The organism is Streptomyces doebereineriae (genome assembly GCF_031845645.1).
GTDB lineage: Bacteria > Actinomycetota > Actinomycetes > Streptomycetales > Streptomycetaceae > Streptomyces > Streptomyces canus.
Genome location: NZ_JAVREZ010000002.1, coordinates 469,660 through 481,782 on the forward strand (window position 1 = coordinate 469,660; position 12,123 = coordinate 481,782).

A 12,123-nucleotide genomic window follows, 5' to 3' on the forward strand; every position below is an offset into this window, starting at 1 on the left:
TCACTCTCATCCTGACGGGATACGTATGTCCATAGCGAGACGTGTCACCCTGCGGCGCCTGCTGGGGACGGGCGCCGCGACGCTCGCCTTCTCCGCTGCCCTCGCCTCCGTCGCCTCGGCATCCGACTGCCCCGGCGGCAAGGGCTGGGAGGACGGCGGAAGCTACAAGCCGGGTACGGGCGCCGGCTCGAAGACCGAGACCGACCGCTGCGAGTTCTCCCTCGACGGCAAGAACTTCTTCGCCTCGGTCAAGGTCGACGACCTGAACCTGAAGCCGACCGACGACGGCAAGGTCCACGTCAAGGTCCGCGCGGCGGGCGACGCGTCCACCTGCACGGCCTCTCTCGCGTCCTACCGCGCGCACGGCCCGACGTTCGCCACCTCCGGCGAGCAGGTCTTCCACGACTTCGACACCGTGACCGTCAAGGCCGGCGCCGTCGACTCCCTCGACATCTCGATCCCGGACGTCGGCTGCTACGCGCAGATCGACCTCTACCGGGGCAACACGAAGTTCGACGGCAAGCTGGACGCCAACGACGGCCTTCCGCACGGCGACCTCCCCAAGGGCCCGGACCACCCGGTCATCAAGGACAAGCTGATCGCGGCCTGGAACGGCGGCACGAAGGACTGCACGACCACGCAGACGACGCCTCCGGCGACCCCGCCGGCGTCGGAGAGCACTCCCCCGGCCTCGGAGTCGACCCCGCCGGCCTCGGAGTCCACCCCGCCGGCCTCCGAGAGCACGCCTCCCGCCTCGGAGACCCCGTCGACGTCCACCCCGACCCCGTCGGCCTCGGAGTCCACGACGACTCCGGGTGCACCCACCCCCAACGGTGGCGGCGGCGACAACCTCGCCGAGACGGGCGCCAGCAGCAACACCCCGCTGATCGCGGGCGGTGCCGCGGTGCTGCTCGCGGGTGGCGCGGGCATCGTGCTGGCCACGCGTCGCCGTAAGGCCTCGCGCGCCTGATCGTTCTGACTGACGGGGCCGTCCCACCGTTCGCGGTGTGGGCGGCCCTTTCGGTTGTCCGCGGCGCTCAATGAAGGGTGGGCCGGTAGACGAGCTCCTGGGTGTGACCGTCGAGCGTCCGGCTCTCCAGCAGCTCCAGGTCGAAGTCGGCCGCACCCTGGAAGACCGGGTCGAGGCCGGTCCGGCCGGTGATGACGGGGAAGAGCGTCACCTGCACACGGTCGACCAGACCGGCGGCCATCAGCGCCCGGTTCATCGACAGGCTGCCGTGTGAACGCAGCGGCACGTCGGACTCCTTCTTGAGCCGCGCTACGACATCGATGGCGTCGCCGCTCGCGACGGTCGCGTGCGGCCAGTCGAGGGGGCCTTCCAGCGTCGTCGAGACCACCGTCGTCGGCAGGTTCCTCATCCGGGTGACCCAGGGATCGCGCACGTCGGAATCCTCGGTGCTCTCGGCCAGCATCTGCGCGAACGCCCGGTAGGTGGTGGCCCCGAAGACCATCCGCTGCTCCTCGCGGTAGAGGGCGAGGCGGTGGTCGAGCAACTCGGGCCCTTGCTTGCCCCAGTAGCCGGTCCAGTCACCGCCGGCGGCGGCGTAGCCGTCGAGACTGGAAAAGACGTCGAAGGTGTAGGTGGCGGTCATGTCGTTCTCCGGTCTTCTCGATGAACTTCTCGATGGACGTCTCGATGGACTTCTCGGTGGTCTTCCGTCGTCCCTGTAGACCCGGCACCTCTCCGGAACTCATCGCCGGGCCCGCCATGGCCCAATAAATCGAACACATGATTGAATCCGGGCATGCGATCGTTCCCCGACGACCTCGCCCGGGCACAGCGTGAGTGGAGTGCCATCTACCACGAGCTCGCCGAGCGCCCCGGCCACACCGAGCTGCGCCGACGCCTGCACCAACTGTCGGCCCAGGTCTTCTTCCATCCCCACTGGCAGCGAGGGCGCCCGCACCCCGCCGAGTGGCGGGAACTGCGTGACCTGGGGCGGTCGGGCATCGGGACCGTGAGCGAACGGCTCGAGCGATGACGGACCGAAGTGCGGGACCGTACGCCCCGGACGATCCTGAGGACATGTCCGGACCGATCCGCGTGATCGTGCACCCCCCGTCCCCCACGGGCGGCCGCCGCGTACGCGTGGACGGCGAGATCCTCGGCCTGGCCCACAACCTGACCGACGTCGCGGAGTTCCTCCGGCGGGCGGGCCTGGAGATCGACGCGGCGGAGGTGGCGCAGTCGCCGTGGATCGAGTGGAAGGGGGGCGGGCCTGAGCGGTGGGGGGCGGAGGGCTGAGTCCGGTGACCGGTCACCATCCAGGGATCAGGCATCGGGGCGGCAAGATCGGGTGCAGCACCCGCACTCAGGAATGCCGCAATCGGGACCTGTGAGTGGGTCTACAAGTTGTCCAAGCGCTGAGCTTGGGAAGCTCGGATCATCAAACCTCTTCGTCCCGAACTACTGACCAAAGGGGTGGCCCTGCAGCGCTGCGTATGCCCGCGCGACCTCGCCCAGGTACGCCTCCAGGCGGAAACGAACCTCCTCGATGGGCCTGCCATCGAGGCCCGGGTACATCAGGTCGGACCAGATAACCGTCGCGCCCCGGAGCCGGACCCGGATCGTCAGCCTGTCCGGCCCTGGCTCGGGCCGCTCCTGCGTCGCCACATCCACCGTGCACGGCATGTCCGTCGGATAGAGCGGTCCGCCTGGGCGGAGCAGTCGCTGCGGATCGATGCCGGCCATTCGGCTATCGCTGCGCGAAACGACGTCGAGGCCGTCGACGAAGAGGTACGTGTGAACGGCAACACACGCGGGCGGCCCATGACACGCGCTGATGAGCAGCGTGCTCACCGCACCATCGCTATGCCCGTCGGGCACGGTGGCCCTCACCTCGCGCGGTGACCTACGCGGCATCCGCCTGATGTGACGTCATGGGCCGATGCTAGCGGCCAGCCACGAGGACGCAGCCAACGCGAAGATCACAGAGGCGTTGGAGGAGGGTGACGTGACCCGGCCGCATTCGAACGTGCGGACACGGTTCCGGAGGCCACTTGGTACCTGGGCATTGCAGCGGGTCGTGGTCCCTGCCACGACAGATCAGGCCGGACCAGTCCACGGATAGTCCACAGCTGCTGAGTGCCTCCTCAGGACCTCGACCCATCCCACGGGGCACTGCCGACCCCGCTCTTCCAGCACCTGACTCTGCCTGGAGTCTGTCGATCGAACGGGAGTCTCGATCGGGTGATCGCGGGCCCTGCCCAGCATGAGAGCAGGGCCTGGCGGTTTGCGGGGAAAATCCAGGGGAGCGTACGGCCGCGCGCTGCTACGGTCGGGCGCCATGAGCTGGCTTCCCGATGACTTCGTCCACCCCGTCCTGGTACCGCTGCCGGGCGGTGGTCATCACCTGCGGCCGATCCGGGAGGCGGACACCCCGCTCGACTATCCGGCTGTGATGGGTTCGCGCGAGCGGCTGTGGACCATCTTCGGCCCGGCCTGGGGCTGGCCCGCGGCCACCATGACCTACGAGGCCGACCAGGCCGACCTGTTGCGGCACGAGAAGGAGATCGCCGCACACCAGTCCTTCAACTACGCGCTGTTCGACGCGGCGGAGACAGCTCTGCTCGGCTGTGTCTACATCGACCCACCGGAGAGGGCCGGCGCGGACGGGGAGATCTCCTGGTGGGTGGTGGACGAGCTGGTGGGCAGCAAGGTCGAGCAGGCCCTCGACGCGCTGGTGCCGCAGTGGATCGCCGCCGACTGGCCGTTCGAGCAGCCGCGCTTCCTCGGCCGCGAGATCTCCTGGTCGGACTGGCTCGCTCTGCCGGAGCATCCCGACACGTAAGTGGTTGTTGCACGTACCGATCTCGAAGGCTGTCGATCGAACGGGAGTCTCGATCGGGTGACTGCGGCGGTGTGATCCCATTCCGAGTGGTTCCCGGAGGCCCTGTTGTCTTCGTTGTAAGTGCCCGAGCACGTGGACTTCAACTCGCCCGCCGTGTCGTGCGATTGCCTCGCGCACGTGTACGACAACGCGGCCGACCATCCGGGCCGGGTGCGCCGGTGTCCGTCGGACATGACGGATGCGGCGTGGACGGCCCGAGGGCTACTGCCACCGGCAGCTGTTGGACGCGATCCGCTACCTGGTCGCGGGCGGGATCTCATGGCGGGCGATGCCCACGGACTTCCCCGCATGGGCCCGGGTCTGCGCCTTCTTCCGCCGCTGGCGCGAGCACGGGCTGATCGCCGAGTTCCACGACCGGCTGCGCGGGACGCTCCGTGAGCGCGAGGGCCACGAGGCTTGGCTCATGACCCTGGCCCGGAGGATGCGCGCGTGGGAGTGAGGGCTCAGCTCCGCCGTACGGCTGGCGGACTCGCCGTCTTTGCTCAGGGTCTGCGGGTCGCTTCGCGGCGATCTGGGTGGAATCGGAGAATGCGGGGCTGGAGCGGCATACCTGGTGACAAGGGTGAGCGAGGACGGCCCATGGCGGGTGCGAGCGGACGAGTAGGACAGCCCGTTCACAGGGGGAAGGTCATGAGCTGGCTGTCGAAGGTGTTCGAGCTCAACCCCGTGGGGCTCAACTGGCCGCGAGGGGTGCTGTTCCTGGATATGGCGCTGGTGCCGCTGGTCGTCTTCAGGGCGATCGGGCATGAGCAGTACTTTGTCAGCGCTTTGTTCGGCCTGCTGTTCGCGTGGCTGGCTGACCCGGGAGGCGGCTACGGGCACCGCGCGTCGCACATCGCCGTCTTTGCGCTGATCGGCGCAGGATTGACCGCGCTGGGGTTCGGCATCGGGGGAGAGGCCTGGGGCTGGCTGGTGCTTGCGACTTTCGCGGTCACGCTGGTGGCCGGACTGTCGGTCGCATTCGGGGTGCACAGGTTCATTGCCGCCGTGCTTCTGAACCTTTGGTTCATCGTCGCCCTCGGGCTCGCGTTCAGCCTTCATCATTCCGCCCGCATCACCAGTTACACCTGGGCTCAGGTGCTCGCCTGGACCGGAGGGGCGGCGCTGTGGATCGTGATGACGTTCGTCGGGTGGCTGATCCGCGGGCGCCAGGACCGACCCCAGCCGGTCGCGGAGTTCCCTGGCGACACCTCGCGGCGGAAGCTGACCCGGCCGCTGATCATGTTCGCGGTGATCCGCGCTCTGGTCATGGCCGGCAGCGTCGCGCTTGCGTTCGGACTCAACCTGTCGCACGGCACCTGGCTGCCGATCGCTGCCATGATCGCGATGAAGCCGAGCCTGGAGCAGGCCACGCTCGTATCCGCGCAGCGTCTCGTCGGCGCGCTGATCGGCGCGGCCGCGGCTGCGCTGCTGCTGTTGGTGCCCACCAGTGAACACGGACTCAGGCTTTTCGCGGTCGAGCGCGGACTCGAAGTGGTCGCGTTCGTCCTGTTCATGCACGGGGTGGCGATTCAATTCTGGAACTACGCGCTCTACTCCGCGGCCATCGCCATGGGAACGCTCATCTTGGTGGACCTTCCGCAGCCCTCGGACTATGCCGCCGAGGGCTACCGGGTGCTGTGGACGGTGTGCGGCGTGGGGATCGCTCTGCTGGTCATACTGCTTGCAGGCCTGCTCGCCAAGCACACGGCCAAAGCGCCGCAGCAACCAGCCTGAACGCAAGCTTCCGGCGCGTCGGGCAGTGGGTTGACCTGCGGCACGTACCTCCACCGGCTCAGGACACCTGCGTCAGCAGCCCCCGCACCTCCTCGTCCACCACCCGGTACCGCACCACCCGCCCCTCCTTCTCCCCCGCCACCACCCCGGCCGCCCGCAGCAGCCGTAGCGCCTGGGAGACGGCGGGGTCGTTCATCCCCGTTGCGATCGCGAGGTCGGAGACCGCCAGCGGGCCGGTCCGGTGCAGGGCCAGGAGCAGGGAGAGGCGGTTCGGGTCGGCCAGGAGGGCGAAGCGGTCGGACCAGGTGCGGACGTGTCCCGGGTCGCCGATCGCGGCGATGGCGTCGCACACCCGGTGTCCGTCGATCGTGCGGCGGTCGGCTCGGTCGGCCGGGACGAGGTGCATGGGGCTCATCCTCGCAGGAGGCCCTGTGTGATCTTCCATACCTGCGCAGGTGTGCAGCTATGCAGGAGCGCCCGCCCCCGCCTACGGTGGGCGGGCCGTGGTGCTCGGGAAGCCGGTGACGACCCCTCAAGGGTCAAGTCCGGTGCGGCCCTCGCCACTGTGATCGGGGAGTTTCCCTCCCACGTCCCTCGCGGGACAGCCACTGGCCGTCACCATCAGGCCGGGAAGGCGGGCAGGGAAACGCACGACCCGTAAGCCAGGAGACCGGCCACGGCAGCTCACGCGTTCATCCACGAGGTGCTGGAGTGACCACCGTATGACTGATCCTGCGCTGCCCGAGACCGCCGCCGCCTCCTTCCGCTGGCGCCGCGAGGACACCGTCAAGACGGCGGGTCTGATGGCCGCGATAGCCGCCCTGCACGTCGTCGCCTTCGGCATCCTCTTCCTGCTGGTCGTCCCGGAGCACTACGAGGTGGGCGACAAGGCCTTCGGCATCGGACTCGGCATCACCGCGTACACCCTCGGTATGCGGCACGCCTTCGACGCCGACCACATCGCCGCGATCGACAACACCACGCGCAAGCTGATGGCGGACGGCAAGCGGCCGGTGTCCGGAGGGTTCTGGTTCGCGCTCGGGCACTCCAGTGTCGTGGTCCTGCTCGCCGCACTGATCGCCGGCGGCACCCAGCTGGCCGGCAAGGTCATGAACGAGGGGTCAAGCACCCACCAGGTCCTCGGATTTCTCGGTACGACGGTCTCCGGGTCGTTCCTCTATCTCATCGCCGCTCTCAACCTGGTCGCCCTGATGGGCATCCTGAAGGTCTTCCGGGCGATGCGGGAGGGGACGTACGACGAGAAGGAGCTGGAGCAGCATCTCGACTCGCGCGGGTTCATGAACCGGATCCTCGGGCGGCTCACCAAGTCCATCACCCGGCCGGGGCAGATGTTTCCGCTGGGCTTCCTGTTCGGGCTCGGCTTCGACACGGCCACGGAAGTGACCCTGATGGTGATGGCCGGGTCGGGTGCGGCCGCGGGGCTTCCCTGGTACGCCATCCTCTGTCTGCCGCTGCTCTTCGCCGCCGGCATGAGCCTGTTCGACACCCTCGACGGCACGTTCATGAACTTCGCCTACCAGTGGGCCTTCTCCAACCCCGTCCGCAAGGTCTTCTACAACCTCGCCATCACCGGGCTGTCCATCGCGGTCGCCTTCTTCATCGGCACGATCGAGCTCGTCGGCGTCCTGCATGACAAGTTCGACCTCACCGACGCCCTCACCACTTGGATCGCCGACATCGACCTCGACAACGTCGGCTACGTCATCGTCGGCCTGTTCGTGGTGGTGTGGGCGGCGGCGATCGCCTACTGGCGGCTCGCGAAGGTGGAGCAGCGGTGGGGCGTCAGCAGTTCTTGAGGGACCGGATGGGGCATCGGGTGGGTGGCGGATCACCTTTCGGTCGGTCTCACAGTGCGCCCTTCAGCGCTGCTGCCTGCCTGCGCCAGAACTCCCGCGAGATCTCGGCCTTGGGAAACACGAGGTCGAAGCCGTGGAAAGCGCCGGGGATGACGTCGAGGTCGCAGGGAACGCCGCTGTCACTGAGCCGGCGCGCGTACTCGACGTCCTCGTCGTGGAAGAGGTCGAGGGTGCCGACGCCGATCCAGGCCGGAGGAAGACCGGTGAGATCCTCGCGGCGTGCGGCGGCCGAGTACGGGGAGACGTCGGGGCCCGCGACGGCGTCGCCGAGGTAGGACGACCAGCCGTACCGGTTGCTCTTGGGCGTCCAGACGCGCACCTTGAGGCTGTCCAGGTCGGTTCTCGTCGTCGTGCGGTCGTCCAGCATGGGGTAGAGGAGCAGTTGGAACGCCGGCCGGATCTCGGCCCGGTCATGGGCGAGCAGTGCGAGGGCCGCGGCGAGTCCGCCGCCTGCGCTGGCACCGCCGATCGCGATGCGATCGACGTCGATGTGCAGGTCGTCCGCTCGATCGGCCAGTCCGCGCAGCGCGGCGTAGGCGTCCTCGACCGCGGCGGGCGCGGGATGGTCCGGCCCCAGTCGATAACGGACCGCGGCGACGGTGATGCCGAGTTCGCGGGCGAAGGCGATGTTCGTTCGGTCGTCCTGCTCGGGAGCGCCGAAGATCAGTCCGCCTCCGTGGATCCAGAGCAGCGCCGGAGCCGCTGCCTTCAGGCCGGTCGGCTGGAAGACGCGAAGCGAGACGGACGGTGCGCCCTTGGGCCCGGGCACGAGGATCTCCTGGACCGAGACGTCCGGTCCCGGGTCGGTCGCGCGCCACTTCACACTCCGCACGAGGCGCGACGACAGACGGCCGTAGGACACATTGGGGATGAAGCGACCTCGTCTGAGATCGGGGTGGAAGGTGGTCATTGGGTCCTCAGTTCTGTGGGAAGGCCGGCGCAGCAGCTGCGTGAGACTGGCGTCCATGCGCCGAACTGTCAGTTCGGCATCCGGTTGAACCTGCGGACGATGCGGTCGAAGATCCGGGCCGGTAGGACGCGGTGGAACACGCTGATGCCGGCGGCCGTCGTGCCGGCGGTGCGCCGCAGTTTCGGGTTGCGGTCGGTGGCCGCCGCGACGATGACCTTGGCCACGGTGGCGGGATCGTCGCCGCCGCTGAGGTTCTTGGCCAGCACCTCGTCGAAGGTGCGCCGTCCCGACGCGTAGAGCGGCATGGGGGTGTCGCCCTGCACGCTGTGGTCCCCGAACGGGGTGTTGATCGGGCCGGGCTCGACGAGCAGGATCCGCACGCCGTGCTCGCGGACCTCGTGGTCCAGCGACCCGGAGTAGCCCTCGACCGCGTGCTTGGTCGAGGTGTAGATGGACATGAACGGGCTGGGCACGAACCCGCTGAGGGAGGAGACGTTGATGACGCGTCCGCTGCGCTGCGTGCGCATGTGCGGCAGCACCGCCCTGGTCATCCGCATGATGCCGTAGACGTTGACGTCGAAGACCTCCTGCGTCCGGGCGACGGAGAACTCCTCGCCGGCGCCGTTGGCGCCGACGCCGGCGTTGTTGACCAGGACGTCGACACGCCCGAACCGGTCGATCACCTGCTTGACCACGGAGGCGACCGATTCGTCACTGGTCACGTCGAGGTCGAGGTAGGCCACCCCGGCGGGCGCACTGACCCGCGCGGTGTTGCGGGCGGTCCCGATCACCTCGAAGCCCGCCGCGGCGAAGGCACGGGCCGTCTCCTTGCCGACCCCCGAAGAGGCACCGGTCACCAGCACCACCGGCCGAGTTGTCGCCATCACGAGCTCCCTAGACTTTGACGTACGTTCGTATGTCTTACGTTCGTACGACTATAGGGGGATCCTCGATCGATGGCAAGGGGTCACGCGGAAACCGTCGGCCGATCTACGACACAGAGTCCCTTTAGTCCACTTTTCTTATTTTTCTCACTATATGCCTGCCTGGCTACCGCGTCGGCGAACCACGAGCGCCGGTCCTGCGTGCATGGCAAGAGACCAGGACGGCCTGCTTCACCGTTCCGTTTCGCAGCGTGATCCGCGGGACATGCCTCAGGCCCCCTCCACCGCCGTCAGCCACAACTTCACGTACCGCTCCACGTCGACGCCCAACGCCACGTCCACGAGGGTCACTTCACGTTCGCCCCCGTGGATCTCGGACTCCCCGGGCCGGCGGCGGCGGTCGACGACGGTCTGGCCGCGGGTCGGGCCCGGGGCCAGGCTCACCTCCACCGGCAGGAGTTCGGTGGTCAGTCCGTCCGGGTCGACGACCGCGCAGACCGCGCCCGCGTCGCCGAGGCCGCCGGTGGGAGTGGGGTCTCCGGAGGTGGCCGGGTCGCGGTGGTCGAGAAGTTCCCCGGCCATGCGCAGACTGGGCTCCGAACTCGCCCGCAGCCGCTGGACGTCGGCGGCGGGGACGACGACCCGCTCGAACACGTCCAGGCCGTACATCGTGATCGGCACCCCGGCGGTGAGCAGTACGGCGGCCGCCTCGGGATCGTGCCAGACGTTGAACTCCGCGACCGGCGTGGCGTTCCCGGTCGCCACCGCACCGCCCATGAACACGATCCGCTCGATGTTCCGCACCACCTCGGGGTGCGTACGAAGGAGCAGCGCGATGTTGGTGAGCGGCGCGGTCGGGATCAGCGTGACCGGGCGGGGCGAGGCGAGGATCTCCCGCCTGAGCAGGGTCACCGCGTCCACATCCACCGCCACCCGGGTCGGCGCGGGCAGCCCCAGATCACCCATGCCGTCGAGGCCGTGCACGTGCTGCGCGGTGCGCACGGGCTCGATCAGCGGCCGCGCGGCACCCCGGGCGACGGGGATGTCCCCGGCCCCGGCCTGCTCCAGGACGGTCAGCGTGTTGCGGACGACGCCGTCGACGTCGGTGTTCCCGGCGACACAGGTGACCGCGCGCAGATCGATGCCTGGATGCCGTACGGCGAACAGCAGGGCCAGGGCGTCGTCGACACCGGTGTCGCAGTCGATGATCACCGGGATGGGCTGACCGGTCACGGCGGGGTCCTTTCGTCACTGGCGTACGGGTCCGACCTTACGCAGCCGCCCAGAGTTCGGACCCGCGATCACCGGCCCGGGCACCGATCCGTTCCAGCAGCTCGTCGACCGGCACGGCTCCTGGCCTACGGCCGTCCCGCAGTCGTACGGCCGCACAGCCGGCGTCGGCCTCCCGCTCCCCGATCACCGCCTGGTACGGCACCAGGCGCGCGGCACGGATGCGGGCGCCGAGGGTGCCGTTGCCGGGGCCCGAGAGTTCGGCGCGGATGCCGCGCGCTTCGGCCTGCCGTACGAGGTCAAGGGCCTGTTCCTCCTGGGCGTCGGCCACCGGCAGGACCACGAGTTGCACGGGGGCGAGCCACACCGGGAAGCCGCCGCCGTGCGCCTCGATGAGATGGGCGACCACCCGCTCCACGCTGCCGATGATGCTGCGGTGGACCATCACCGGGCGGTGTTTGCCGCCGTCGGGGCCGATGTAGTGGAGGTCGAAGCGTTCGGGCTGGTGGAAGTCGATCTGGACGGTGGAGAGGGTGGACTCGCGGCCGGCGGGGTCGGTGATCTGTACGTCGATCTTGGGGCCGTAGAAGGCGGCCTCGCCCTCGACGGGCTCGTACTCGATGCCGTCCAGGACCTCTTCGAGGAGGGCGGTGGCGCGGCGCCACAGCGCGGGGTCCGCGACGTACTTGCCGGAGTCTCCCGGGAGGGACAGACGGTACCTGGACGCTCGGATGCCGAGGTCGTCGTAGGCGCGCCGGATGAGTGCGAGGGCGGCGCGGGCCTCCTCGACCGCCTGTTCCAGGGTGCAGAAGATGTGGGCGTCGTTGAGCTGGATGGAGCGGACGCGGGTGAGACCGCCGAGGACGCCCGACAGCTCCGAGCGGTACATGCCGCCCAACTCGGCGACACGCAGGGGAAGTTCACGGTAGCTGTGGGACCGTGACCGATAGATGAGGGCGTGGTGCGGGCAGAGGCTGGGCCGCAGCACGACCTCCTCGCCGCCCAGCCGCATCGGCGGGAACATGTCGTCGCCGTAGTGCGACCAGTGCCCGGAGATCTCGTACAGCTCCCGCTTCCCGAGCACCGGCGAGTACACATGCCGGTACCCGGCGGCCCGCTCCGCCTCCCGGACGTACTCCTCCAGGACATGCCGTACGACGGCCCCGTCGGGCAGCCAGTACGGCAGCCCCGCGCCCATCAGCGGATCGGTGTCGAACAGATCGAGCTCACGGCCGAGTCGGCGGTGGTCGTGCATGGGGTTCATGGGGCTCATGGGGTTCTCCCTCGCGGTGGGGGGGCGAGGAGCCGACGGGAACGACGAAACCCCGGGGCACTCGCCCCGGGGCTTCGGACTGCGTCAGCTGTCAGCGCACCGGGACCTGCTCCGGCGTCGTCGTGATCGAGGGGATGGCTTGGGCGCGCTGCATGGGGTGAGGGTAGGGGGTGGGGTGGGGGTGGGGCGAAGGGTTTTTGGGTGCGGTGGGGTGGGGTGATCTGTAGGGACCTGGCCGCGTCTGGTGCCGGGGCGGCCTGCTCCCGATGACCCGATCTTGACCTCATGAGCTGTTCCGGACTCAAGCCGTCTGGGGTGGGTCACTAAACCCCTTTGAGACGATCGCGATCTCTCCTATGTT

14 protein-coding genes and 1 riboswitch are annotated in these 12,123 nt (G+C 68.9%); of the genes, 7 read left to right on the forward strand and 7 right to left on the reverse strand.

The window, feature by feature from the left end; all coding sequences use genetic code 11:
* Positions 1–25 precede the first annotated feature (25 nt).
* On the forward strand, positions 26–970 hold the full coding sequence (locus RNB18_RS07710) for an LAETG motif-containing sortase-dependent surface protein (RefSeq protein WP_311713376.1): 945 nt from the start codon (positions 26–28) through the stop codon (positions 968–970).
* A 67-nt stretch (positions 971–1,037) separates the two neighbouring features.
* Here the strand turns inward: RNB18_RS07710 and RNB18_RS07715 are convergent, their stop codons facing one another.
* Positions 1,038–1,613, reverse strand: coding sequence for a dihydrofolate reductase family protein (locus tag RNB18_RS07715; RefSeq protein WP_311713377.1), 576 nt, complete (start codon positions 1,611–1,613; stop codon positions 1,038–1,040).
* A 153-nt stretch (positions 1,614–1,766) separates the two neighbouring features.
* On the opposite strand from RNB18_RS07715, the gene RNB18_RS07720 reads away from it, so the two are divergent.
* On the forward strand, positions 1,767–2,003 hold the full coding sequence (locus tag RNB18_RS07720) for a hypothetical protein (RefSeq protein ID WP_311713378.1): 237 nt from the start codon (positions 1,767–1,769) through the stop codon (positions 2,001–2,003).
* Positions 2,004–2,047: 44 nt separating this feature from the next.
* Positions 2,048–2,266, forward strand: coding sequence for a hypothetical protein (locus RNB18_RS07725; protein WP_057609435.1), 219 nt, complete (start codon positions 2,048–2,050; stop codon positions 2,264–2,266).
* 162 nt (positions 2,267–2,428) lie between these two features.
* Here the strand turns inward: RNB18_RS07725 and RNB18_RS07730 are convergent, their stop codons facing one another.
* The gene (locus RNB18_RS07730) at positions 2,429–2,821 is read right to left on the reverse strand and encodes a hypothetical protein (protein WP_311713379.1); all 393 of its coding nucleotides are present in this window, start codon (positions 2,819–2,821) and stop codon (positions 2,429–2,431) included.
* 487 nt (positions 2,822–3,308) lie between these two features.
* Between RNB18_RS07730 and RNB18_RS07735 the strand changes: the two genes are divergently transcribed.
* The 3 genes from RNB18_RS07735 to RNB18_RS07745 all read left to right on the forward strand — a co-directional run bounded on the left by RNB18_RS07735 (position 3,309) and on the right by RNB18_RS07745 (position 5,588).
* On the forward strand, positions 3,309–3,812 hold the full coding sequence (locus RNB18_RS07735; RefSeq protein ID WP_073492597.1) for a GNAT family N-acetyltransferase: 504 nt from the start codon (positions 3,309–3,311) through the stop codon (positions 3,810–3,812).
* A 238-nt stretch (positions 3,813–4,050) separates the two neighbouring features.
* The gene (locus RNB18_RS07740) at positions 4,051–4,311 is read left to right on the forward strand and encodes a transposase (protein WP_311713380.1); all 261 of its coding nucleotides are present in this window, start codon (positions 4,051–4,053) and stop codon (positions 4,309–4,311) included.
* 191 nt (positions 4,312–4,502) lie between these two features.
* Positions 4,503–5,588, forward strand: a complete 1,086-nt coding sequence (locus RNB18_RS07745) for an FUSC family protein (RefSeq protein ID WP_311713381.1) — start codon at positions 4,503–4,505, stop codon at positions 5,586–5,588.
* 58 nt (positions 5,589–5,646) lie between these two features.
* Here RNB18_RS07745 and RNB18_RS07750 read toward each other — a convergent pair whose 3' ends face one another.
* Positions 5,647–5,994 (reverse strand): ArsR/SmtB family transcription factor, encoded by a 348-nt coding sequence (locus RNB18_RS07750; protein WP_311713382.1) that lies wholly within the window; start codon positions 5,992–5,994, stop codon positions 5,647–5,649.
* 81 nt (positions 5,995–6,075) lie between these two features.
* Positions 6,076–6,281, forward strand: a riboswitch (cobalamin riboswitch).
* A gap of 29 nt (positions 6,282–6,310) precedes the next feature.
* On the opposite strand from RNB18_RS07750, the gene RNB18_RS07755 reads away from it, so the two are divergent.
* Complete coding sequence (locus RNB18_RS07755; RefSeq protein ID WP_311713383.1) at positions 6,311–7,405, forward strand: Nickel transporter NicT; 1,095 nt, start codon at positions 6,311–6,313, stop codon at positions 7,403–7,405.
* A 49-nt stretch (positions 7,406–7,454) separates the two neighbouring features.
* On the opposite strand, the gene RNB18_RS07760 is transcribed toward RNB18_RS07755, so the two are convergent.
* The 4 genes from RNB18_RS07760 to thrS all read right to left on the reverse strand — a co-directional run bounded on the left by RNB18_RS07760 (position 7,455) and on the right by thrS (position 11,744).
* The gene (locus RNB18_RS07760) at positions 7,455–8,432 is read right to left on the reverse strand and encodes an alpha/beta hydrolase (protein WP_311713384.1); all 978 of its coding nucleotides are present in this window, start codon (positions 8,430–8,432) and stop codon (positions 7,455–7,457) included.
* A gap of 11 nt (positions 8,433–8,443) precedes the next feature.
* Positions 8,444–9,259 (reverse strand): oxidoreductase, encoded by an 816-nt coding sequence (locus RNB18_RS07765; RefSeq protein ID WP_311713385.1) that lies wholly within the window; start codon positions 9,257–9,259, stop codon positions 8,444–8,446.
* Between the two features lie 270 nt (positions 9,260–9,529).
* Complete coding sequence (locus RNB18_RS07770; protein WP_311713386.1) at positions 9,530–10,492, reverse strand: nucleoside hydrolase; 963 nt, start codon at positions 10,490–10,492, stop codon at positions 9,530–9,532.
* 37 nt (positions 10,493–10,529) lie between these two features.
* Positions 10,530–11,744 (reverse strand): threonine--tRNA ligase, encoded by a 1,215-nt coding sequence (gene thrS, locus RNB18_RS07775; RefSeq protein ID WP_311713681.1) that lies wholly within the window; start codon positions 11,742–11,744, stop codon positions 10,530–10,532.
* Positions 11,745–12,123: the final 379 nt, after the last annotated feature.